The sequence below is a fragment of the bacterium genome (genome assembly GCA_021372515.1).
Lineage (GTDB): Bacteria > Gemmatimonadota > Glassbacteria > GWA2-58-10 > GWA2-58-10 > JAJFUG01.
In genome coordinates, this window is sequence record JAJFUG010000073.1 from 1 (window position 1) to 23,428 (window position 23,428).

Consider the following 23,428-nt stretch of genomic DNA (forward strand, 5'->3'; position numbering starts at 1 on the left):
ATTAAGACTCCGTAAACACTTAAGATTGACGCAGAGTCGCGGTTTGGACGAGTTCGCGGCCCCCGCTGGCTTTGCTGCTTTGGCCGAAACCAAAGCAGAAATGAGACGGTCAGCTTCAAACTGCAAGTTCCTAACCGGACAATGCTGGGCATGACCGAAAGGACGAAACAAATGCCGGGCGAGGATGTACCGACCCAGCGACATGTAACAAGCAAACATATTTTTGGACCCGGATTCTTTCGGTATATTATAGATATTCCAGAAGAAAAACTCACGCCACCCGAAAGCGGACAAAGGAGGTTGTCATGGAGCGCATCTTCGGTTCGACCGGGGTGAACCTTCTGCAGGCGGATATCACCACCCTGGAGGTGGACGCGATCGTGAACCCGGCCAACAGCGCGCTCGTGCTGGGCGGCGGCGTGGCCGGGGCGATCCGCCGCGCCGGGGGAGACAGCATCCAGCGCGAGTGCGACGCCCTGGGCGGAACGCCCGTGGGCACCGCGGTGATTACCGGCGGGGGGAATCTCAAGGCCCGCTACGTGATCCACGCCGTGGGTCCGCGCTGGGGCGAGGGCGAGGAGGACCGCAAGCTGGCCGCGGCCACCCGCAGCGCCCTGGAGCTCGCCGACAGCCGGGGCTTGGTCTCCATTGCCCTGCCCGCCATCTCAACCGGCATCTTCGGCTTTCCGCTGGAGCGGGCGGCGCGCCTGATGCTCCGCACCACTGCGGACTACCTGTCCACGCAGGGGGGGCATTCGCTGAGGGCGGTCACGTTCTGCCTTTTCGACAGCGCGGCGCTGGAAACCTTTGCCACGGCGCTGGATGAGCTGACAGTTTGAGCCGGGTTTGAAATATTTGTTTCGTGATCGGCGCCCGGGTGTTAGATTGGCAGTTTATGCATTGAGATTCCGAACCGGCCCGCCGGGACTGACAGCCGGTCCCGCCCATGCGCCCTTTACGGAGAGCTGAATGCACAGACTGATGCTGCTGGCCCCAGCCGGCGAGGATGAGCTGGCCGGCCGTCTGGCCGCCGAGCTGACAGAGCTGGACAACGAGGTCACCCGGCCCGAGGCCGGGGGCGGCCCCGGCCTGGACGGCATCGAGCTGGTGGATCTGTTCGTGCTGGCCGGACGCAAGCCCGAGGCGCTCGAAAAGCTGGCGCGCATGCTGGATGCCGACCGGGTGCTGACCGAGGTGCCGGTGCTGCTGGTCACGGATGAGCGCACGCTGGAGCGCCTGGACTACTGCCGCCTGGTGGATGAAATACTCCTGGTTCCCTACCGCAGCCCCGAGCTTGCCGCCCGCCTGCGCCTTCTGATGTGGCGTTTCCACAAGGTCGATCCCACCCAGGAGGTGCGCGCCGGGGCCCTGGTGCTGAACCTCTCCACCTACGAGGTCACCGAGAGCGGCCAGCCCGTGGACCTCACTTTCAAGGAATACGAGCTGTTGCGCTACCTGGCCACGCACAAGGGCCGGGTCTGCACCCGCCGTCACCTTCTGGCCCGGGTCTGGGGCGAGGACTATTACGGCGGCCCGCGCACGGTGGATGTCCACATCAGACGTATCCGCTCGAAGATAGAAGCCACGGGCAAATCCTACATCCAGACCGTCCGCTCGGTGGGCTACCGTTTTGTCGGCTGAGCGCAGCCCGGACCGGCAGTTAATAGTGATTTAATCGCTGCGAAACATTCCTGTAACAATTCAGCCTTATATTATTCGGACATAATCTTCAGAAGCCCGAGCGCGGGCTGTGGGGTGTTCCACCGGGAAAAAGCCCGGTGGTGGTCAAAAGGAACAACGATTCCAGAACGGGAGGACCCTGTGGGACCGAAAGAGGTTCTTGAGCTCATCAAGAAAGAGAACGTCAAGGTCGTCGATCTGCGCTTCATGGATTTCCCCGGAATGTGGCAGCATTTCTCGGTTCCGGTGAGCGAGCTGGATGAGAAGGTGTTCGAGGAGGGGCTGGGTTTCGACGGGTCCTCGATCCGCGGCTGGCAGGCGATCAACGAGAGCGACATGCTGGTCAAGCCCGAGGCCGACACCGCTTTCATCGATCCGTTCATGGAAGTGAAGACGATCAACCTGATCTGCAACATCTGCGATCCGGTGACCGGCGAGGACTACACCCGTGACCCGCGTAACATCGGCAAGAAAGCCGAGCGCTACATGCAGTCGCTGGGGCTGGCCGACACGGCGTTTTTCGGGCCGGAAGCCGAGTTCTTCATCTTCGACGACATCCGTTTCGACGCCAACAGCCACAGCGCCTACTACTACCTGGATTCGGTCGAGGGCATCTGGAACAGCGGCCGCGAGGAGAGCCCGAACCTGGGTTACAAGCCCCGCCACAAAGAGGGCTATTTCCCGGTCCCGCCCACCGATTCGCAGCAGGACCTGCGTTCCGAGATGATGATGACCATGATCGCCTCCGGCATGGACATCGAGTGCCAGCATCATGAGGTCGCCACCGCCGGCCAGGCCGAGATCGACATGCGTTTCGCCCCGCTGGTCAAGCAGGCCGACCACCTGATGCGCTTCAAGTACATCATCAAGAACGTGGCCCGCAAGCACAACAAGACCGTCACTTTCATGCCCAAGCCCATGTACGGTGACAATGGCTCCGGCATGCATGTGCACACCTCGCTGTGGAAGGGCGGCAAGCCCCTGTTCGCCGGCGACGGGTACGCGGGCATGAGCGAGATGGCGATGTACGCCATCGGCGGAGTGCTGAAGCACGCCGCCAGCCTGCTGGCGATCACCAACCCGACCACCAACAGCTACAAGCGTCTGGTGCCGGGCTACGAGGCCCCGGTCAACCTGGCCTACTCCAGCCGTAACCGCAGCGCCTCGGTCCGTATCCCGATGTACAGCCAGTCGCCCAAGGCCAAGCGCTTCGAGTTCCGTTGCCCGGACCCGAGCTGCAACCCGTACCTGGCCTTCTCGGCCATCCTGATGGCCGTGCTGGACGGTATCCAGAACAAGATCGACCCGGGCGACCCGATGGACAAGAACATCTACGACCTGCCGCCCGAGGAGCTGGCCAAGATCCCGACCACTCCGGGCTCGCTGGAAGAGGCCCTGAAGGCCCTGGAGAAGGATCACGACTACCTGCTCAAGGGCAGCGTGTTCACCGAGGACGTAATCGAGACCTGGATCGACTACAAGATGAAGAACGAGGTGAAGGCCATGGCCCTGCGGCCCCATCCGTACGAGTTCTTCCTGTATTACGATATCTGATCCGGTTTGCAAGGCTCAACGGAATGTCAGCCGCGGGCGCCCCTGAAGGGAAGCCCGCGGCTTTCCTTTTCCCGCATTTGGGTTGTAAAGGCGCGATCCGTCTGTTATTATCTGGGGGCAAGGATACTGTTCCCTCAGGAACGGACAGGCCACCACGCACCCGGACCGGGAGTTCCGATGAGCCAGGCCGCAGACAACGGCGGACAGATGGAGCGGCTTAAGGCGGGTCTTCTGCGCCTGGTCCCGGCCTCCGGAGCCGGGCTGATCGAGGACCACCTGGCGCGCCTGGACACGGAGTACCTGACCCGCTACGACCAGTCTCGAGTGGCCGAGCATATCGCCGCGGTGGCCGAACTGCGGCAGGGACGGCACTGCCGCCTGCTGCGCCACTGTCTGGAGGCGGGCGTCTGGGAAATCACGGCCGTGGCTTTCGACCACCAGGGGATTTTCTCGCTCATCGCCGGCTGCCTGGCCAGCCAGGGGTTGAGCATAGTCTCGGGCGAGGTCTGGACCTACGCCGAGAGCACCCGGGACGACAGCGCTGCCGCCGTGCCCTCGCGTTTCGACCTGCGCTTTTCGCGCCGGGTGCGCCGTCCGCAGCCCGCCGCCGACAGCCCCGAGGCGGCGTTCCTGCGGCGCAAGAAGATTGTCGACAACTTCACGGTGCACGTGCTGGGCGCCGAACCGGACTGGGACGAGCTGGAGCGCCGTCTGGACAGTCTGGCCGGGATGCTGCAGCAGGGCCAGGTCGAGCAGGCCCGCCGCGAGGTCAACGCCCGGGTGATTGAGTACCTGTCGCGCGCCAGCCACGAGGCGGAGCACAAGCTCCTGCCCGTGCGGGTCGAGCTGGACAACGAGTCCTCGGAGCGCTACACGGTGATGGACATCCGGGCGGACGACACCCCGGCGTTCCTCTACCTGTTCACCAACGCCCTGGCCATGCGCGGGGTGGATATCCGCAACATCCGTATCCGCACCCGCGGCGGCAAGGTGGAGGACCGCTTCTTCATCACCGACCGCCAGGGGGCGAAGATCACCGGGGAGCGGCGCACCGATCAGCTCCGGTTCATCGTCGCGCTGGTCAAGCAGTTCTCGCACCTGCTGGTGCGCAGCCCCGACCCGACCATGGCCCTGAACAACTTCGAACGCCTGGTCGAGCGCATCTACGCGGAGCAGGAGGCTCCGGGGGCGCAGGGCCTGAAGCTGCTGGATTTCAACGAGCAGACCGTGATGGAGGCCCTGGCCCGCCTGTTCGGCACGAGCAATTTTCTGTGGGAGGATTTTCTCCGTATCCAGTATGAGAACCTCCTGCCGGTGATCGCGGATTTGGAAGGACTGGAGAGCTACAAGGACAAAGCCACCATGTGGGCCGAGTGCGAGATGGCCCTGGTCGGCCAGACCAGCTACGAGGCGGCCGCGGATGCGCTCAACAGCTTCAAGGACCGCGAGATGTTCCGCATCGACATGCGGCACATCCTGGACAAGATCGACAGTTTCACCGAGTTCAGCCGTGAGCTGACCGACCTGGCCGAGGTGGTGATCGAGGCGGCCTACCGTATCTGCCACAGCGACTTGAGCCGCAGATACGGACATCCGGTATGCGAGGACGGCACACCCTGCCGTTTCGCCGTGTTCGCCCTGGGCAAGGCCGGAGGACGCGAGCTGGGCTACGCCTCGGACATCGAGCTGCTCTTCGTGCACTCCTGCAAGGGGCGCACCTCGGGCGCCGAGGCGATCTCCAACCGCGAGTACCACGAGAAGCTGGCCCAGCAGATCATCCGCACGATCCGCTCGAAGGAAAAAGGCATCTTCGAGCTGGACCTGCGGTTCCGCCCCTACGGCAACCAGGGGTCGCTCTCGAGCACCCTGCGCCAGGTGGAGGAATACTACAGCGACAGCGGCCCGGCCTGGGACTTCGAGCGCCAGTGCCTGGTTCGGCTGCGTTTCATCGCCGGCGACTCCGGCCTGGGCGACAGGGTGCTGGCCGTGCGCGACAGTTTTGTCTACAGCGGCCGAGCGCTGAATATCGAGGAGCTGTACCGGCTGCGCAACCGCCAGCTCGAGGAGTTCGTCGTCCCCGGGGCCTGGAACGCCAAGTTCAGCCGCGGCGGCCTGGTGGACATCGAATACCATGTGCAGCACCTGCAGGTGGAGCACGGGGCGGCCGACCAGTCGGTTCGGCTGACCGGCACCCGGGCCGCGCTCAAGGCCCTGCACGCGGGCGGTTATCTGGATGAGGCCACTTACCGGGCGTTGCGCGAGGCGCACCGTTTCCTGCGCCACCTGATCAACGCCCTGCGTATCCTGCGCGGGCACGCCCGCGACCTGGTGGTCCCGGCCGAGGGCAGCGAGGAATTCGCTTTCCTGGCCCGGCGCATGGGCTACCCCCTGGGCGGCGAGGACAAGCTGGCCCAGGATTTGGAAAAGCACCGCCAGGCGGTGCTGCGGGTGGTGGACTGGGATGAGAAAGTCCGCCGTTACCGTGAGGATAATTCCGGCACGGTTCAGACCGGAGAGTGAGAATTGTCAGGGAAAGCTGCACACGGGCGGGCCGCAGAGATTATCGATGAGGTGTTCGGCGGGCGGCGGCTGGTCTATTCCACGACCAGCTTCATCAAGAAGCCGCTGATCGAGGCGCTGGAGCGTATCGCCGCGGGCGGGTTCCGCAACGTGGAGGTCTGGGGCAACAACATGCACCTGGACCCGCGCAACCCGGACATCGTGATCGAAGAGGTGGAGCTCTGCCGGCGGCGGCTGGGCCTGGAGGTGGTCTCGGTGCACGCCCCGTTCACGGTGGGCGAGTTCGGCGACCCGCCGGCCGAGCGCATGCGCGCCTGGGAGGCCCTGGTCAAGGAATCGATGGACCAGGCCGAGTATCTGGGCGCGCACCATCTGGTGGTGCACCCGTTCACAGCCGGCCGGGACAGTTCGGACCGTGAGTACCGCGAGATGGTGGAGCGCACCCAGGAAAGCCTGCTGCGCCTGGCCGACCTGGCCGCCGAGCGCGAGTTCGTCCTGGGCCTGGAGAACATGCCGGCCCACCGCAACCGCCGCTACGGCCGGGAGGTGCGCGAGCTGTACGATTTCATCGCCGCCTCGGGACGAAGCAGTCTGAGATTGTGTATCGACACCGGCCACGTGATATTCAACAACAGCGATGCCGTGGCCGAGCTGGAGGCCTGCAGCGACCGGGTCAGCTCGGTCCACCTGAACGACAATGTCGCCAACATCCATCTCGACCTGCACCTGGTGCCCGGCACGGGCGGCCTCGACATGGCCCGCCTGGCCGAGGCGCTGCGCGCTCCGGCTTTCAGCGGGATGATCGTGCTGGAGCTGGACGGGCGGGGTCGGCCGAGCAGCATTTTCGAGGAGGCCTGCGCTTTCGCCCGGCGCTATTTCCTGGGCGGGGGCGCTCAGGCGGAGGATTCAACCAGCGGCAAGCCCGCATCCGGGGGAACAGAACATGCATGAGGACAGCCGGCAGTACGTCATGCGGGCGGCCCGCGAGCGCGGGGTCAAGTTCATCCGCCTGTGGTTCACCGACATGTTAGGCTACCTGAAAAGCTTCGCGATAACCGTGGAGGAGCTGGAGGACGCCCTGGAGAACGGCAAGGGCTTCGACGGGTCCTCGATCGAGGGCTTCACCCGGGCCGAGGAGAGCGACATGGTCGCCTGGCCCGACCCGGACACGTTCTGTCTGCTGCCTTGGAGAACCAGCGGGGACGGTATCTCGGTGGCGCGCATGTTCTGCGACATCGTCTGGCCGGACGGCACGCCCTACGAGTCCGATCCGCGGCGGGTCCTCAAGCGCAACCTCCAGCGCGCCAAGAAGATGGGTTACACCTACTATGTGGGGCCCGAGATTGAGTTCTTCTATTTCCGCAACAGCTCGCCCAAGCCCGAGACCCTGGACTGTGGCGGCTATTTCGACCTGACGCCCCTGGACGTGGCCAGCGATCTGCGCCGCGACACTGTGCTGACCCTCGAGAAAATGGGCATCCCCACCGAGTACAGCCACCACGAGCTGGCCCCCAGCCAGCACGAGATCGACCTGCGCTACGGCGACGCCCTGAGCATGGCCGACAGCACCATGACCTACCGTCTGGTGGTCAAGGAGGTGGCCCTGCGCAACGGAGTCTACGCCACGTTCATGCCCAAGCCCCTGCAGGACCAGGACGGCAGCGGGATGCACATCCACCAGTCGCTGTTCCAGGGCGAGCGCAACCTGTTCTACGACAAGAACGACCCCGACCTGCTCTCCGACCTGGCCAAGGCCTTCATCGCCGGGCTGCTGCACCACGCCCCCGAGATCGTGGCCGTGACCAACCAGTGGGTCAACTCCTACAAGCGCCTGGTGGCGGGCTACGACAGCCCGGTCAACGTGACCTGGGGTTTCCGCAACCGCTCCAGCCTGGTGCGGGTGCCGCGTTACAACCCACACATGAAGGAGTCGGTGCGGGTGGAGTTCCGCGCCCCGGACCCGAGTTGCAACCCCTACCTGGCCTTTTCGGTGATGCTGGCCGCCGGGCTGGAGGGGATCGAGAAGGGCTACGCGCTGCCCCCGGCGGTGGAGGAGGACCTGACCCGCCTGAGCCCGGAGGAGATAGTCTCCCGCGGCATCGACCGCCTGCCGGACAACCTGCTGGACGCCGTGCGCCTGCTGGAGAAAAGCGAGCTGGTGCGCAAGGCGCTGGGGGATGACCTGTTCGACAAGTTCGTCCAGAACAAGAAAATCGAGTGGCGAAACTATCATCAGCACATCAGCGAATACGAGATGGAGCGCTACCTGCCGCTGCTCTGAGCCGTCCGCCGGCCGGGAGGGTCCCCTGAATGGTTGAGCGTCCCGCCGCCGGGTCCTCACCCCGGCGCGCCCTGTCCGCGGTGCTGGAGGATGTCCTGGTCGAGCTCTGCCGCGCCGGCGGCGACACGGCTCCCCGTCCGACCAAGGACAGCCTGCTCGAGTATCTTAACTCGGGCCAGAAACGGCTGAACCTGATCCTGCTGCGCCGCCTGCCGCCCGAGCAGGTGAACCTCCTGCGCCGCAGCGCCGAGTTCCAGGCCCGTCTTCAGGACGCGCTGCGCCGCGAGGTGATCGCACTCAAGGCCCCGCTGTTGAACCCCACCCGTGTCCGCTCCCTGGCCGCCAGCGCCGCCCAGGCCAGCCTGGCCGAGGCGCGCCGCGACCCCGACCTCTGGGCCGCCCGCCTGCTGGCCCGTCTGCCGCTGCCAGTGGAGCCCCTTCCGCTGCTGGCCCTGCGCGACCTGGCCGAGCGCTGCCAGAGCGCCCTGGAGGCCCGCCTGCCCGAGCTGGACCGCCTCGAGGAGTTGGATGCCGCGTTCGGGTTCATCCAGCGCGAGCTGGAACGCACCCCGTCCCTGGAGCCGTTCCTGCGGCGCGCCCTGGCCCTGGCCGCGTCAGTCCGCGACCCGGGCGACCTGACCGCCTACCACCACCTGCTGGCCGTGCGCGTGCCCGACCTGCTGGAGCGCCTGGCTCCCTCGCCCGAGAAAGACCGCGCCCTGCTGGTCCTGCGCGAGGAGGCCGGCACGATGGACACGGCCGCGCTACGCCTCGAGTTCGCCCGCCGCGCCCTCCGTCTGGCCGACAGCCTGATGGACGCGACCAATGATTACGAGGACCTGCTGGAGCTGCGCTTTTTTTTCAGCCAGATCGGGGAGCGGGCCAACCGCAAGCTGCTGTCGAAGAAAACCGGCCGGGTGGTGCGAGAACTGGATTTCAAGACCCAGGGCTACCGGTTGCTGGCCAGCCTGGACACCGCTGAGCTGGAGGACGAGAGCCTGATCGAGGTGGTCCCGGTGGTGCTGGCCCACGCCGAGAGGTTCGTGCTGGGCGCGCCGCTGCGCTACCTGGACCTGCTCATGAAGTTCTACCTGAAGACTGCGGTGCCGCTGGTGCGCCGCCTGCGCGAGAACCAGGAACTCACGCCACGCTTCATCCAGAATTTCAAGCGCCAGGTGGGGCTGCTCAACCTGTACCGCGACCTGGAGCACCTGGCCGAGGTGTTCCAGCGCAAGATGGTCCTGGCGATCTGCAACCCGCGCATGCTTCAGGAGCACCCGGAGGCGATCCTCGGCCGCCTGACCCGTCTGCCGCCCGAGTTCTTCCCGCCGGCGGTGATGGCCGCCCTGAGACGCATGATCCGGGAGCGCGGCACCGAGAGCCGCTTCACCGCGGTGGATGTCCTGGCCCTGCTGGCGGTCTATCCGCCGCCGGAGAGCGAGGAGGAGACCGGACCGTCGAGACCCTCGCCCGCGGAAGGGAAAAAAGGGGCCGGAAAAAAATAAGGGGGTGCGGCTTCAACGCACCCCCTTTGCATTCGTCGCGTATTGCGGAACCGCTCTACTTTTCCATCTCGTTCACGATCCGCTCGGTGTCGCGGGCGATCACCAGCTCTTCGTTGGTCGGGATCACCATCACCTTGCCCCGCGTGCCCTCCGGGCTGATCAGCCGCTCGCCGCGCTCCGGTGCGTCGTTGAGTGCGTCGTCCACCTCCAGGCCCAGGAACCCCAGCCCCTCGCAGGAGAGCTTGCGGATCACCGGGCTGTTCTCTCCCACCCCGGCGGTGAACACCAGGGCGTCCACCCCGCCCATGGCCGCGGCGTAGGACCCGATGTACTTCTTCAGGCGGTAGCAGTAAACCTCGATCGCGGTGCGGGCCTGCTCGTTGCCTTTGTCCATCTCCGAGATCAGGTCGCGCATGTCACTGGAGATGCCCGAAAGGCCCTGCAGCCCGCTGTGTTTGTTCAGCAGGGTGTTGGCCTCGCTCAGGGTCAGCTCCTCGCGCCCCATTACGTGCAGGATGATCGAGGGGTCGATATCTCCGCAGCGGGTTCCCATGACCAGGCCCTCCAGCGGGGTGAGGCCCATCGAGGTGTCCACGCTCTTGCCCCCGTCAACCGCGGTGATGCTGCAGCCGTTGCCCAAGTGCGCGGTGATGATCTTGAGTTCGCTTTTCGGCTTGCCCAGCAGGTCGGCGGCCCGCCGCGCCACATAATAATGGCTGGTGCCGTGGAACCCGTAGCGCCGAATCTCGTAGCGGCGGTAGAGCACCAGGGGCAGGGGATAGAGGAACGCCTTGGCCGGCAGGGTGCTGTGGAAAGCGGTGTCGAAAACGGCCACCTGCGGAATGCCCGGCAGGTTGCGGAGCGAGGCATTGATGCCCCGGATGTTGTGCGGGTTGTGAAGGGGGGCCAGGTCGATGCACTGGCGTATCTTGCCCATCACCTCTTCGCTGATCAGCACGCTCTCGGTGAACTGCGTGCCGCCGTGCACCACCCGGTGTCCTACGGCGTCCACCTCGGACTTGTCCTTGATCACCCCGTGTTTCGGGTGCACCAGGTAGATCAGTATCTGCTCGATGGCCACCGTGTGGTCGAGGATTTCGGCCCCGAACTTGGCGCTGTAGCCGTCATGCCGGCTGATCGAGATCACCGCCCCGGACATGCCGATCCGGTCCACGCCGCCGCGTGCCAGGGAGACCCCGCTCTCGGTGTTGATAAGCTGGTATTTTACGCTGCTGCTGCCGCAATTGATGACTAAAATCAGCATTAATATTTGCTCCTGTGTTGGGTCCGAACACTTTACGCTCTATGTCTATCCGGTTCCGCCCGGGAGGGGACGGCTCAATCCTCTTTCTTTTCGTACTTGAAGAAACCCTCTCCCGAGGCGCGTCCGACCCGTCCGGCGCGCACCATTTTCTTCAGCAGCGGGCAGGGACGGAACTGGGGCTCGCCCAGCTCGTGAAAGAGGTTTTCCATCCGGCGCTGGATATCGTCCAGGCCCATTTGGTCGGCCAGGGCCAGGGGGCCCATCGGCATGTTGAACCCCAGCTTGATCGCCGTGTCGATGTCCTCGGCCGAGGCAATGCCCTCCATCAGCACGAACATGGCCTCGTTGATCATCGGCAGGATCACGCGGGTGGTGATGTAGCCCGGGTACTCGAACACCTCCACGCTGGTCTTGCCCAGACGGCGGGCGAACTCCTTGGCCAGCTCCACCGTGTGGCTGTCCGTGGCCATGCCGCGCACCAGCTCCACCACCGGGGTCTTGGGTACAGGCTCCAGGAAATGCATGCCTAAGACTTTTTTCTTGAGTGTGCTGGAGGAGGCGATTTCGGTCACGCTGAGAGTGCTGATGTGGATGATGTAGAGTTCGATCTTGGGGCAGTTGTTCTGGACTTTCAGGAGGTATTCCCGTTTTTCGTCCAGGGTGAGGCCCATCGCCTCTACCACCACCTTGCACTCGCCACCCTTGTCCATGTCCGTGGTGGTGCTTATCCGGGCCAGGATCGCGCGCTTGTCCGAGGCGGTCATGCCCCAGCGCTGGATTTCCCGGTCTATCGACTCCGAGATGCCGTTGATCGCGCGCTGGCAGTCCTCCTCGGTCGGGCCGTACAGCACCACCTCGATCCCGGCGGAGGATACGGTCTCGGCGATCTGCTGCGCTTTTTTCTTCGTCCCGATGATCCCGACTTTGTCGATTAAATACTTGCTGCCTTCATTCATCAAGGGGTCCTTTGTAATGTTATCGGCTTCTGTCGTTGCGCCGCCGCCGCCGTCCGGCTCTCACGCGGATGTGCTTCCGTATTCGGTAAGGCAGAGTGTTCTCGTTCGGCAGAATATAGATGCATCAGAGGCGGAAACTACCGGTTGGCACAACGTAATTAACCTAAATTAATGAGTTTAACGCACCCGGCTATAAGCTACATAGCCTCCGTACGAAAGTCAAGTAAGATCGGCCTGCCGCCTCCGGAGGCCCCTCATCCGGTCCTTGAGGCGGGAGTTGTTGCCCGCGGCAGGTCGCGGCCGCATATTGTAATAAAGGTCGGTGAATGGCCGGCCGGAAAGAGCGAGATGATAGATTTCAACCGTAGCGTACGCGACACCAGCCGCGCCGTCGAACGGCTGGCCATGGTCGAGACCCAGATCCGGGCCCGGGGCGTGCGGGACCGCAATGTCCTGCGCGCAATGGAGCGGGTGCCGCGGCACCAGTTCGTGCCGGCGGACCAGCAAGGCCAGGCCTACGGAGATTATCCGCTGCCGATCGGCCAGGGGCAGACCATCTCGCAGCCCTATATCGTCGCCCTGATGAGCGAACTGCTCGAAATCCGTCCCGGCTGCCGGGTCCTCGAGATCGGGACCGGCTCCGGCTACCAGGCGGCGGTCCTGGCCGAGATGGGGGCGCGGGTCTGGAGCCTGGAGATACTGCCCTCACTGGCCGCCACCGCCGACAGGCTGCTGCACCGCCTGGGCTACCGGAGTGTCGCCGTGCGCGCCGGGGACGGTTACGCCGGCTGGCCCGAGGAAGCCCCGTTCGACGGGATAATCCTCACCGCGGCCCCGGTCGAGGTCCCCGGGCCCCTGCTGGACCAGCTCGCCGAGGCCGGGCGGCTGGTGGTGCCGGAGGGACGGCACTTGCAGGAACTGGTGCTCTACACCCGTAAAGGCGGCAAGGTGGCCCGGCGGGAGATAATCCCGGTGCGTTTTGTCCCCATGACCGGGAGGGCGGAGAAGCCATGAGGTTGCCGTTCTTGCCGCCGCGCAGGCCGGGCCGTGAGCTGGGCCGGATGGAGCGTGCCCTGGCCGCGTTGCGGCTGGGTCTGCTCGGGGCGCTCGGACTGTACGGTCTGGGCTTTGTTTTTATGCTTGGGATATTCTGGCTTTACGGTGGGATGCTGGGACTGCCGGGGGTCTACCGCGCGGAGGGCGGGCTGCGGACCTGGGCCTGGGGGGCCGCCTTCCTGCTGCCGGCCCTGCCCCTGGCTCTCTGGCTCATCACCCAGGACACCCGCAACCGGGAGCGCCTGACCCGCACCTGGGACGCCTGGCGCTGGTTCGACGAGGGGGTGGACCTGATCGGCGGCGACTCCGCGTACGGCGCGCAGCAGGAGGAATGTTTCGCCCGCTCCGCCGCCCTCGACCCCTCCGACCCCTACGCCCGGAACAACCTGGGGGCCGTGCTCAGCCAGCAGGGGCGCCAGTTCGAGGCCATGGCCGAGTACCGCCGCGCCATCAAGGAACACCCCGACTACTGGAAAGCCTGGAGCAACCTGGGCGTGGCCCTGGCCCGCAGCGGCGAGCTGCGCAGCGCCGCCGGCTGCTACCGCAAGGCGCTGGGGCTCAACCCGCGCGACCCGGCCACCCACCTTAACCTCGGCTTGGCCCTGCTGCGCCTGGGCAACACGGTCCAGGCCCGCACCCACCTCCAGGAATTCCTGGTCCTCGACCCTTCCAGCCCCCGGCGCGACGAAATCTCGCGTTGCCTGGCAGGCCTGGGCTGACAACACCCGCCTCAGCTTCCGGCCGGATCATCCGCATTCTCCGAGCCGAGCAGCTCATCCAGCAGGCGCTCGGTCCGGCGGTCCGATATCTCACGGTCCAGGGTCTTCAGGTGGGCCTGCACGCGGTCCTCGAACTGCTCGCTCTGCAGGATTTTCTTTTCCTGGAGCTTTTCAGACAGGGCCATCGCCACCGCGGTCAGGCGCAGCACCTGGTTGCGCAGCTTTTTCTCACGCTCCTCAAGGACGGCCAGTTTCTGCTCGGCCTCTTCCAGCCGGTATTCCAGCTCTCTCGGGTCCATTTCTGTGCACCACCGTTCTTCAGGTTAAGGCTCTATCGCATTCACTGGTCGGTTTCTCTCCTGCAGCACGTACTCGTGGATCGCCCCCGCGGCCAGCAGGCTGTCGGCCAGGCCGCGCGCCGCGGCCTCATCCGGCAGGCCCGTTATCAGCACCCGGAACCAGACCTGCACCCCCACCGCGACCCGCTCCACTCCGGGACTGAGGCCGGTCCGGCGGCCCAGGGCCGCGGCTTCGGCCCGGGCGTCCGCCTCCAACCGGCGCGAGGAGACCTGGATCGCCCAGCGCCCTGCGGCCTCCAGCGTCCGCGCCGCCTGCGGTTCCGGCACGACCTCGTCCGGCAGGCTGTCGGGCCGGCCAGTCAGCAGTGTCAGGTTCCGCGGATCGGGTTTCGCCAGGTTCCCGCGCGCCAGGTCCGCCGCGCTGTCCGCGGCCCGCAGGTTGATCCGCGCCAGGCCCAGGCCCGCGCGCAGCCCGGACAGCTTCCCGTCCAGGCGGCCGCTCTGACGGACGTACCAGAGGCCCGCCGCGGCGCAGGCCAGGGTCAGTCCGGCCGCCAGAGTCATAAGCAGTCCGGCCTTTCCCAGTACAAATGGTTTTTCTCTTCTCTTCGTGTATATTATTATATGCACTCGTTTCTCCTTCAGACTGGATAAGCTTACCCCCCGGCGCGCTAAAAATCAAGCCCGATGCCGGGCGGGCAGGAGGTTGCACTCAAATGAGCGTGTTCCGCTTGGAAGCTCCCTATCCTCCGGCTGGAGACCAGCCCGCCGCGATCCGCGAGCTGGAGGCGGGTCTGAGCGACGGCCGCCGCTTCCAGACCCTGCTGGGGGTGACCGGTTCCGGCAAGACCTTCACTATCGCCAACGTCATCGCCGACTGGGGTCGGCCGGCCCTGGTGATCAGCCACAACAAGACCCTCGCCGCCCAGCTCTACGGCGAGCTGAAAGGCTTCTTCCCGCACAACGCGGTCGAGTATTTCATCAGCTATTACGACTACTACCAGCCCGAGGCCTACCTGCCGGCCACGGACACCTACATCGAGAAGGACAGCTCGATCAACGAGGACATCGACCGCATGCGCCTGGCGGCCACCAGCGCCCTGCTCTCCCGGCCGGATGTCATCATCGTGGCCAGCGTCTCCTCGATCTACGGCCTGGGCTCACCCGAGGACTATGCCCGCCTGCTCCTGTCGCTCAAGGTGGGCCAGGAGGCCGAGCGCGACGCCATCCTGCGTCACCTGGTCGACATCCACTACGAGCGCAATGATTTAGATTTCGCCCGCGGCCGCTTCCGGGTGCGCGGCGACGTCATCGAGGTCTTCCCGGCGTATGAAGAAACTGCCTTGCGCCTGGAGCTGTTCGGTGACCAGGTCGAGCGCATCAGCCGTATCGACCCGCTCACCGGAAACGTGCTGGGCACCCAGGACTACTGCGCCATCTACCCGGCCAAGCATTTCGTGATCGAGCGGCCCCAGCTCGAGGCCGCGGTGCGCAGCATCCAGGAGGAACTGCGCGGCCGCCTGGCCGAGCTGCGCTCCCAGGAGCGCCTGCTCGAGGCCCAGCGCCTGGAATCCCGCACCAACTACGACATCGAGATGATGCTCGAGGTGGGCTACTGCTCCGGCATCGAGAACTACTCCCGGCACCTGGCCGGCCGCGCCGCCGGCGAGCGCCCGGCCTGCCTGTTCGACTATTTCCCGGACGAGTTCCTGCTCGTGCTGGATGAGTCCCACGTCACCGTACCCCAGGTCGGCGCGATGTACGAGGGCGACTTCTCCCGCAAGAGCACCCTGGTCGAGCACGGCTTCCGCCTGCCCAGCGCCCTGGACAACCGGCCGATGAAGTTCCACGAGTTCGAGTCGGTCCTCGACCGCGTCATCTTCGTCTCCGCCACCCCGGCCGACTACGAGCTGGAAAAGTGCGGCGGTGAGGTGGTGGAGCAGATCATCCGGCCCACCGGCCTGGTCGACCCCGAGGTGGAGGTGCGGCCGGTCAAGGGTCAGGTGGATGACCTCCTGGAACAGGTCCGGCAGCGCGCCGACCGTTCCGAGCGCACCCTGGTCACCACCCTGACCAAGCGCATGGCCGAGGACCTCACGGAATACATGTCCCAGATGGGGGTGCGGGTGCGCTACATGCACTCCGACATCGAGGCCATCGAGCGCATCGAGATCCTGCGCGACCTGCGGCTGGGCAATTTCGACGTGCTGGTCGGGATCAACCTTCTGCGCGAGGGCCTCGACCTGCCCGAGGTCTCGCTGGTGGCCATCCTGGATGCCGACAAGGAGGGCTTCCTGCGCTCCGAGCGCTCGCTCATCCAGACCATGGGGCGCACCGCGCGCAACGTCAACGGCAAGGTCATCATGTACGCCGACCGGATGACCGGCTCCATGCAGCGGGCGATCGGCGAGACCACCCGGCGGCGCAAGCTGCAGCTGGCCTACAACGAGGCCCACGGCATCCAGCCCCAGACCATCCGCAAGAGCGTGGAGCAGGTGATGCTCTCCACCGCCGTGGCCGACCGCCGCCTGCGCGAGGCCCCGGCCCTGGCCGCGGATGGCGGCCGGCCCAGCTACGGCCGCGAGCTGGACCTGGAGACCCGGATCAGCATCCTGGAGAACGAGATGCGCGAGGCGGCCAAGGCCCTGGATTTCGAGCGCGCCGCCCTCCTGCGCGACCAGTTGATGGAGCACAGGGCACGCCTGGCCGGCAAGAGCGCCTCCGGCGGAAAGAAAAAGAAAACCGCCGCCTCCGGGCTGTGGTGAGGATTTTTGTGCGTTCCCTTTTGTTCTCTGAAAGGAGAATGATATGTTTTCAAGACGCACGAGAATATCAATCGCGCAGTTACTTAGATATTTACCATATGAAATCGTCTCGGATATAGCGGATAAGTACAACATAGATGTTTTTGGAGATGTTTTTTCAAAGATAAAAAATGCTGATTTTGAGTGTCTTATGCTTGTAGTACAGGAAACTGTGAATAAGAAAAACAGCTTACGTACAGAAGTGCAGCCACGTTATAAGTTTGATGAGCAATGGGCGGACCTTGAAAAATGCCTGATGCTTGACGGATATAGGTTTGAGAATGGTGACGTTGTTAGGTTTGACCCTGATTTGGGAGAAAGCGCTTTCTGTGAAGATGATCTATATAAAGAGATTGAGAATTCTGGATTGTCTGCCAATAGAGAAATAATACACTTGCTGGAGCAATCTGCTGATGATTTTCGAAAGGCGGATGCGGATTTAAATGGAGCACTTACTAACGCCAGAGTAGCTTTAGAAACCCTGGTTCGGGGTATTGCAAAACAAAATGGATGGATTGAACCTGAAGATAAAAATTCACTTTTTGGTCCCGCTCTTGGATTTTTAAGGATTAATAGTTTTCTTACCAAGCAGGAAGATGAGACCATTCACAGCGTTTATAAATTCGTATGTCCGGGTGCACATGTGCCTGTATTGTATAAGAGTGTTGAATTTGTTCGTCTCGGCCGCAGTCTTGTCGGATACATGATCTATTTTTTGTTAAGGACTTATCGAAACTGGCAGTAATCTCTGAGCGGCCCACCGGGCCGTCGTATTTGTCTTTGGGGGCCGCGCATGTCTGAGCCTCCCGCCAGGGCAGCGTGCAGTTGCCTGTAAAACGGTCTGGGTGTAAAATGCGTCAGAGTGCGGCGGCGATTCGCGGCAGCGCCGCCGCTGCACATTGCAGCGAAATCAAATCTTCGGGAACACCACTGTTTGAAAGAGAGTTGCGGCTGGGACGAGTTCGCGGCCCTCGCGCCCTTTGGTCCTTTCGGGCAAGACCGAAAGGACGAAAATATCTTTTTGGCACGGTGCACCGTGCCCCACCGAGGATCGAGGATGAAAGAGGAATCCCGGAATAACGACCGGCTGTGATTTTCCGTCGGGGTGAAGCTTGTGTTCGCCCGTTTGCTTTTTACCGGACTCGGCCGTAACACACCCCGCCCGCTGGCGCGGGCACCCCTCTCGAGAGGGGATTTGAACAGCCCATGCCCGAGGCTGCCTGCGTTGCCCGGAGAACGGCGCTTCGAATCCCCTCTAAAAAGAGGGGTGGCGGCGTAAGCCGACGGGGTGTGAAAGAATTCAGGCAAATAAAAAGGGACGAGCTTTCACCCGTCCCTCATTATTCTCAAAATATTTTGACGTTCGAACCGGCTCAGCCCATGGCATAGGTCACGCCGAAACCGCCCTGCGGGTTGTCCCACTTCACATAGGCGCGCGCCGCCACCTGGCAGGTCCCGCACTCCAGGCAGTTCTCGAAATTCACTATGCACTCGCCGCTTTCCTCGTTCTTCTCGTAGACCTTGGCCGGACAGACAAACAGCACCACCTTGTCCGGGTCGGCCTGGAACGCCGGCTGGTCAACACTGATATGGCTGGTCTTGGCGATCTTGCGCTTGACCAGGGCCAGCTTGTCCTCCAGCGATACAACCGGTGTGGGCTTGATCACATCGGCGCTCGTCATACCATCGCTCCCCGGGCCGCCCACAGGTCTTTAAGCAGGGGCAGCAGCTTCAGCCGCGCCCGGGCCTTGCGCACTATATCTTTGCGCACCTGCAGTTTCGGCGTCTCGTTAACCGTGAAATAGTCCCGCGCCAGCTCCAGCATCAGTTCCGGATACTCGTTCAGGAACTGCGGGCGGGCTTTCAGGAAATGAATCATGTTCCGGAAATGGAACATGTCCTTAAGAACGAACGAGGACTCCAGTTTGTTGCGGTAGGTGGAGAGGCTATCCTTCGAAAAGTCCCCCTTCGCCTTGGCCGCGATCACGGTCTCGCCGGCGAACACGCCGCTGGCCATGGCCAGGTTGGTCACCTCGTGGTAGATCGAGGAGTTGATCAGCCCGGCGGCGTCCCCCACCAGCAACAGACCGTCCCCGGCCATCTGCGGCAGTTCGTCGTAGCTCTCCTCGGCCAGCATGTGGGTCGAGTACTCCGCCACCGTGCCCCCGCGCACCAGGTTCTTCACCCGCGGGTGGGCCTTGAAGCTCTCCAGCAGGTCGTTGGGGTTGAGCTTGCGGGCCATGAAATCCTCAACCGTGCAGCCCACGCCCACGGAGATGCTGTCGCGGTTGGTGTAGATGAAACCCGAGCCCAGCATGCCCTGCACAGCCCCGCCGAAGAACTCGTAGGCCGCGCCCTGGTCGGCTTCCAGGTGGAAACGGTCCTCCACGGTCTCGCGGTTGAGCTGGATGATCTCCTTGACCGCCACCAGACGGTTGCCGGGCTTCATCTGACGGTGCAGCCCGCTCTTCTCGGCCAGAAGGCTGTTGGCGCCCTCGGCGCAGATCACCACGTCCGCCAGAAGCTCATCGTGCTCGCCGCCCTCGCCGCGGGCCAGGATGCCCACGATCTTGCCGTCGCGCCGCACAAAATCGTCCACCACCACCTCGGGGAAGATTTCGGCCCCGGCGGCCTCGGCCTGCTCGGCGAACCAGCGGTCGAAACGGCTGCGCAGCACGACGAACGAGTTGTTGAACGGCGGCTGGTCATAGGCGCCGCAGGTCAGGTCCAGGGCGACCTCGCTGTCCTGGTTCAGGAAACTGAAACGCCGCTCGATCACGTGACGCTCGACCGGGGCCTCTTTCCAGAATTCCGGGACCAGACGGTTGAGGATGGTGGTGAACAGTATCCCGCCGAACAGGTTCTTCGAGCCGGGGTACTCACCGCGTTCCAGGACCACCACGCTCAGGCCCGCGCGGGCCATGGTGATCGCGGCGCTGATCCCCGAGGGGCCCGCGCCGACCACTATTGCATCGTATTTGTCTTCGGACAAGCCGTTCCTCCGCTGTCAGGGGCGCCCCGAGGGGCCGCCCGGATCAGGCGTGTTTCTTCATTTCCTGGATCAGGACCGGGACCACCTCGAACGCGTCGCCCACGATCCCGTAGTTGGCCACCTTGAAAATCGGCGCGTCCGCGTCCTTGTTGATCGCCACGATCACCTTCGAGTCGATCATCCCGGCCAGGTGCTGCACCGCACCGCTGATACCGACCGCCACGTAGAGCGAGGGGCTGACGAACTTGCCGGTCTGGCCGACCTGGTCGCTGTGGGGACGCCAGCCGGAGTCCACCGCGGCGCGGCTGGCCCCGACACCGGCGCCCAGGGCGCCGGCCAGCTCCTCGAGCATCTTGAACCCGCCGCCCTCGCGCATGCCCCGTCCGCCCGAGACCACGATATTGGCCTCGGCCACGTCCGGGGTCTCGCTCTGCTTGCGCTCCAGGCCCGTGATCTTGAGGGCCCGGTCCTTGTCGGTCAGGGCAACGGCCAGAGGCTCCACTTTGGCCGCGCGGGAGCTGTCCGCCGGGCAGGCCCGGAACACGTTGGGCCGCAGGCAGAGGATGGCCGGGGAGGCAGCGAACGCCACCCGCATCTGTATCTTGCCGCCGTAGGCCGGACGCAGGGCGCTGACTTTCCCGCCCTCCAGCTCGGCCTGGATGCAGTCCGTGGCCGCCGGGGCGCCCAGACGGGCGCTCAGGCGCGGGGTGAGGTCACGGCCCAGGGCGCTGCCCGGGACCAGGACTGCGGATGCCCCGCAGGCCTCCACCGCGGCCTTGCCCGCCGCGGCGTACACGCCCGGCTGGTAGTACTGACAATCGGCCGCCTCAAGAAGAAACACGCGGTCCGCGCCGCAGGCGGCCAGCTTGGCGGGCAGCTCGCCCGCCGCGGCTGTCAGCAGAAGGGCGCTCACCTCGCCGCCGCCGGCCTTTTCCACCAGGGCGCGGGCCAGGCCCAGCGCCTCGCGGCTCGACTTCTTCAGCTCGCCGCCGTCCGCCTGTTCCGTTATCACCAGAACGTTGAAAGACATTTATCCTGCTCCTTGTTCGTTGTCTCGTTCGGACCGGGGCGCTCTTGCGCGGCCCCGGGCAGGGGTCAGATGACCTTGGCCTCTTCCTTCAGGCAGCGCACCAGCTCGGCCACAGTGGCCGATCCCTCGCCCAGCACACGACCGCGCTCGCGCTGCGGCGGATAGGCCAGGGCCTCGACAGTCAGCAGCGGCGCGGCCAGGGCCACCGGCTTCACCTCGAGCGGCTTTTTCTTGGCCGCCATGCGCCCTTTCAGCGAGGGATAGCGCGGCTCGTTCAGGCCTTTCTGGGTGCTGATCACCGCCGGCAGGCCGCACTCGAACAGCTCCATGCCGCCCTCGACCTCGCGGGCGCCCTTGACCGCGCCGGCGGAGACCTCCAGACGGCTCACCCCGGAGATGCCCGGCACGCCGATCAGCTCGGCCAAGGCCATTCCGACCTGGCCGTGCTCGTTGCCCACGCCCTGCTTGCCGAAAAACACGATGTCGAACTCGCCGCTGGCGATTTCGGCCGCCAGGGCGCGCGCCACCTGCAACGGGTCGTCCGTTGCGCGGTCGGCCTTGAGCAGTATTCCCTTGTCCGCGCCCATGGCCATCGCGGTGCGGATCGCGTTCTCGGCCGACTCATCGCCCAAGGTGACTACGGTCACCTCGCCGCCCAGTTTTTCCTGGGTGCGCAGGGCCTCCTCGACCGCGTACTCGTCGAACGGGTTCAGGATGAAATTGATCTGCCCGCTGTCGATCGAGTTGCCCTGTTCGCTGATCTGCACCCGGGCTTCCGTGTCCGGCACCTGTTTAATGCAGACTATTATGTTCACCTGCCCTCCCTCGTATGATTCAGGCCTGGCCCGGCGGCTGGGGTAAACCGCAGCGCCAGGATAGTTTATGCCGAAATTAATATATCCGTAAAATATACAATAATCTTACGATAAGACAAGATTTTCTCATCTGATCGATATACTGAACTTATACTACCGGGCATGTGCAACGGAAACACCACTCTGCGCCGATGGCGCGATATTTCTTGACAGCTCCGGCGTAAAAGCGCTACAATGGGAGACCCGGTTGTGCATAACTTAATATCTTACAACTGATTGCCCAATGGAGCCCTCTTGGCGGGAGTGGCTGACAGCCCTGGCGGCGGTTCAAATTTCCGGCGCAGCATCCTGGACGTGCGGGCGGCTTTCCACGACTGGTTCACCGGCCTCGTGCTGGAGGGCCGGGTCACGGACAAAGCTCGTCTGGAGCAGGACAAGCTCAAGATCACGGCCCGTCTGGTCAACCTGGTCGTGGCCGGGGGGATGCTGCTGTTCCGCGATGAGGATTCGGTGCACGGCGACAGTCCGCCCGCCGACCCGGACGCTGTGGACGAGGCCACCTTTTTCCGGCTGCTGCGCGGCACGATTGTCACCATGCTTAACGAGCTGAATGCTCCGGATGTCAACATCCTGAAAGTCAGCCTCTCCGAGCGGTTCCGCCAGCGTCTTCTGGAGGTGTTCTCGGCCGGGCGGGAGCGCGAGGGGCGCTTCCCGGTGAAAATCGTCCAGGACAACCATCCCGGACAGGGCGTGTATGTGGGGATCAACCTGCGCGACACCCGCAGCCTGGGCCAGGACATCAGCCGCATCGAGCGCGACCCCGACCTATGCGCCGAGATCGCCTCGCGCGCCCGCCCGGTCCGCCACACCGACCACGACCTGCACCGGATGTTTTCGCTCACTGAAAAAGCGTGATCAGTCCCGCTCCGCCCGTCAGGCTATTCCTTTGTCGTCACCTTGCTGATCGAGTGGAACACCCCCGCCTCGTAGCCGCGCAGGCGGGCGATGTTGTCCAGCAGGTGCGCCTGCACCATAGCCAGGGCGAGCGGGAACAAGTGCTCTTCTCCATGATACGGCACGCGCAGCTCGAACAGGTTGGGGCCGGCGGGCGTACTTTCGCAGTCGGTGAGCAGCAACACCCGGCTGCCCTTGGCGGCCAGCTCGGCGGCCAGACCCAGGCACAGGCTTTCGGTCCGTCCCCGCGCGGCCATCACAATGGCCTGGTGGCCCGGCCCGGCCACCTCGAACGGCCCGTGACGGAACGCCCCGGCGGCAAAGGCCGCGGCCTTGCAGCGCGCCCCCTCCATCAGGGTGAGCCCCAGCTGGCGCGCCGCGGCCAGGGACGGCCCCCGGGCGATCACGTGCAGGCAGTCGGCCGGCTGGATGAATTCCGCCGCCGCGCTCACCCGGCCCGGGTCGAGGCCCGGCTCCAGGCTGTCAGCCACCGTGTGCAGGCGCCCGGTCGCCCCGCCCGCCATCAGGTACAGAAGCCCCAGGGTGTTGAGGTAGGTCTGGTTGGTGATCGAGCGCTCGGGGTCGGCCAGCAGCGGCAGGCAGAGCCCGGCCGCGCGGGCCATGCTGCTGGTCTCGGAGTTGGTAAGCACCACCGTGCGCTCCCTGGGCAGGGCCAGGGTGACCTGCTTTGTCTCCACGGACTCGCCGCTCTGGGACAGCAGAACGAACAGTCCCTGCCTGGGGAAAGATTCGAGCTGGTAGTGCAGGAATTCCCCGGCGTCCAGGATCAGCGGGTGAGGCCCGGCCGCGGCCAGACGGTCGTGGACGAGCCAGGCGGCGTGCTCGCTGGTCCCCATGCCGATAAATGTCAGCTCCCGGCTGGAGCCGGCCAGGCCGTGCCAGGCCGCCAGACGCGCGGCGCCCACGGAACTGTAGAAATCGGCCAGGCGCCGCAGCGCCCGCGGCTGGGCGTTGACCTCATCGATGAAAACAGTCATG

The 23,428-nt window shown here is 64.6% G+C and carries 21 protein-coding genes; 12 read left to right on the forward strand and 9 right to left on the reverse strand.

The features are described 5' to 3' along the window. The first annotated feature begins 305 nt into the window (after positions 1 to 305). The 7 genes from LLH00_07585 (at position 306) to LLH00_07615 (ending at position 9,540) form a co-directional block, all read left to right on the forward strand. The gene (locus tag LLH00_07585; GenBank protein ID MCE5271129.1) at positions 306 to 839 is read left to right on the forward strand and encodes a macro domain-containing protein; all 534 of its coding nucleotides are present in this window, start codon (positions 306 to 308) and stop codon (positions 837 to 839) included. A gap of 130 nt (positions 840 to 969) precedes the next feature. Beyond that, positions 970 to 1,641 (forward strand): response regulator transcription factor, encoded by a 672-nt coding sequence (locus LLH00_07590; GenBank protein MCE5271130.1) that lies wholly within the window; start codon positions 970 to 972, stop codon positions 1,639 to 1,641. A gap of 180 nt (positions 1,642 to 1,821) precedes the next feature. Continuing rightward, complete coding sequence (glnA, locus tag LLH00_07595) at positions 1,822 to 3,234, forward strand: type I glutamate--ammonia ligase (GenBank protein ID MCE5271131.1); 1,413 nt, start codon at positions 1,822 to 1,824, stop codon at positions 3,232 to 3,234. 177 nt (positions 3,235 to 3,411) lie between these two features. Next, positions 3,412 to 5,754 (forward strand): hypothetical protein, encoded by a 2,343-nt coding sequence (locus tag LLH00_07600; protein ID MCE5271132.1) that lies wholly within the window; start codon positions 3,412 to 3,414, stop codon positions 5,752 to 5,754. 3 nt (positions 5,755 to 5,757) lie between these two features. Then, positions 5,758 to 6,705: a sugar phosphate isomerase/epimerase gene (locus LLH00_07605; GenBank protein MCE5271133.1), complete on the forward strand. Its 948-nt coding sequence runs from the start codon at positions 5,758 to 5,760 to the stop codon at positions 6,703 to 6,705. Continuing rightward, positions 6,698 to 8,035, forward strand: a complete 1,338-nt coding sequence (locus LLH00_07610) for a glutamine synthetase family protein (GenBank protein ID MCE5271134.1) — start codon at positions 6,698 to 6,700, stop codon at positions 8,033 to 8,035. The genes LLH00_07605 and LLH00_07610 overlap by 8 nt, the downstream gene beginning before the upstream one ends. A gap of 29 nt (positions 8,036 to 8,064) precedes the next feature. Continuing rightward, positions 8,065 to 9,540, forward strand: coding sequence for a hypothetical protein (locus LLH00_07615; protein ID MCE5271135.1), 1,476 nt, complete (start codon positions 8,065 to 8,067; stop codon positions 9,538 to 9,540). A 55-nt stretch (positions 9,541 to 9,595) separates the two neighbouring features. Here LLH00_07615 and LLH00_07620 read toward each other — a convergent pair whose 3' ends face one another. Together LLH00_07620 and LLH00_07625 are read right to left on the reverse strand one after the other, a co-directional pair. Further along, on the reverse strand, positions 9,596 to 10,804 hold the full coding sequence (locus tag LLH00_07620; GenBank protein MCE5271136.1) for an acetate kinase: 1,209 nt from the start codon (positions 10,802 to 10,804) through the stop codon (positions 9,596 to 9,598). 74 nt (positions 10,805 to 10,878) lie between these two features. Beyond that, complete coding sequence (locus LLH00_07625; GenBank protein ID MCE5271137.1) at positions 10,879 to 11,760, reverse strand: 3-hydroxybutyryl-CoA dehydrogenase; 882 nt, start codon at positions 11,758 to 11,760, stop codon at positions 10,879 to 10,881. A gap of 348 nt (positions 11,761 to 12,108) precedes the next feature. Between LLH00_07625 and LLH00_07630 the strand changes: the two genes are divergently transcribed. After that, entirely contained in the window at positions 12,109 to 12,774 is a 666-nt protein-coding gene (locus tag LLH00_07630) for a protein-L-isoaspartate(D-aspartate) O-methyltransferase (protein MCE5271138.1), read from the forward strand. Beyond that, positions 12,771 to 13,535 (forward strand): tetratricopeptide repeat protein, encoded by a 765-nt coding sequence (locus LLH00_07635; protein MCE5271139.1) that lies wholly within the window; start codon positions 12,771 to 12,773, stop codon positions 13,533 to 13,535. The genes LLH00_07630 and LLH00_07635 overlap by 4 nt, the downstream gene beginning before the upstream one ends. A gap of 11 nt (positions 13,536 to 13,546) precedes the next feature. Here LLH00_07635 and LLH00_07640 read toward each other — a convergent pair whose 3' ends face one another. Together LLH00_07640 and LLH00_07645 are read right to left on the reverse strand one after the other, a co-directional pair. Continuing rightward, positions 13,547 to 13,834, reverse strand: a complete 288-nt coding sequence (locus tag LLH00_07640; protein MCE5271140.1) for a hypothetical protein — start codon at positions 13,832 to 13,834, stop codon at positions 13,547 to 13,549. A 24-nt stretch (positions 13,835 to 13,858) separates the two neighbouring features. Next, entirely contained in the window at positions 13,859 to 14,398 is a 540-nt protein-coding gene (locus tag LLH00_07645) for an SPOR domain-containing protein (protein MCE5271141.1), read from the reverse strand. Positions 14,399 to 14,550: 152 nt separating this feature from the next. On the opposite strand from LLH00_07645, the gene uvrB reads away from it, so the two are divergent. Together uvrB and LLH00_07655 are read left to right on the forward strand one after the other, a co-directional pair. Then, positions 14,551 to 16,599, forward strand: coding sequence for an excinuclease ABC subunit UvrB (gene uvrB, locus LLH00_07650; GenBank protein MCE5271142.1), 2,049 nt, complete (start codon positions 14,551 to 14,553; stop codon positions 16,597 to 16,599). A gap of 43 nt (positions 16,600 to 16,642) precedes the next feature. Then, on the forward strand, positions 16,643 to 17,383 hold the full coding sequence (locus LLH00_07655; protein ID MCE5271143.1) for a hypothetical protein: 741 nt from the start codon (positions 16,643 to 16,645) through the stop codon (positions 17,381 to 17,383). A 628-nt stretch (positions 17,384 to 18,011) separates the two neighbouring features. Here LLH00_07655 and LLH00_07660 read toward each other — a convergent pair. The 4 genes from LLH00_07660 to LLH00_07675 all read right to left on the reverse strand — a co-directional run bounded on the left by LLH00_07660 (position 18,012) and on the right by LLH00_07675 (position 21,475). Beyond that, on the reverse strand, positions 18,012 to 18,320 hold the full coding sequence (locus LLH00_07660) for a 4Fe-4S dicluster domain-containing protein (protein ID MCE5271144.1): 309 nt from the start codon (positions 18,318 to 18,320) through the stop codon (positions 18,012 to 18,014). After that, positions 18,317 to 19,630 carry an FAD-binding protein gene (locus LLH00_07665; protein ID MCE5271145.1) on the reverse strand — a complete coding sequence of 438 codons (1,314 nt, stop codon included), beginning with the start codon at positions 19,628 to 19,630 and terminating at the stop codon, positions 18,317 to 18,319. Before LLH00_07665 ends, LLH00_07660 begins: the two co-directional genes overlap by 4 nt. 43 nt (positions 19,631 to 19,673) lie before the next feature. Beyond that, complete coding sequence (locus LLH00_07670; GenBank protein MCE5271146.1) at positions 19,674 to 20,660, reverse strand: electron transfer flavoprotein subunit alpha/FixB family protein; 987 nt, start codon at positions 20,658 to 20,660, stop codon at positions 19,674 to 19,676. A 65-nt stretch (positions 20,661 to 20,725) separates the two neighbouring features. Then, positions 20,726 to 21,475 carry an electron transfer flavoprotein subunit beta/FixA family protein gene (locus LLH00_07675; protein ID MCE5271147.1) on the reverse strand — a complete coding sequence of 250 codons (750 nt, stop codon included), beginning with the start codon at positions 21,473 to 21,475 and terminating at the stop codon, positions 20,726 to 20,728. Between the two features lie 294 nt (positions 21,476 to 21,769). Between LLH00_07675 and LLH00_07680 the strand changes: the two genes are divergently transcribed. Beyond that, positions 21,770 to 22,390 carry a hypothetical protein gene (locus LLH00_07680; protein ID MCE5271148.1) on the forward strand — a complete coding sequence of 207 codons (621 nt, stop codon included), beginning with the start codon at positions 21,770 to 21,772 and terminating at the stop codon, positions 22,388 to 22,390. Positions 22,391 to 22,413: 23 nt separating this feature from the next. On the opposite strand, the gene LLH00_07685 is transcribed toward LLH00_07680, so the two are convergent. Continuing rightward, a complete protein-coding gene (locus LLH00_07685) occupies positions 22,414 to 23,427 on the reverse strand; it encodes an SIS domain-containing protein (GenBank protein MCE5271149.1) in 1,014 nt (337 codons plus the stop codon). Between the last annotated feature and the right edge of the window lies 1 nt (position 23,428).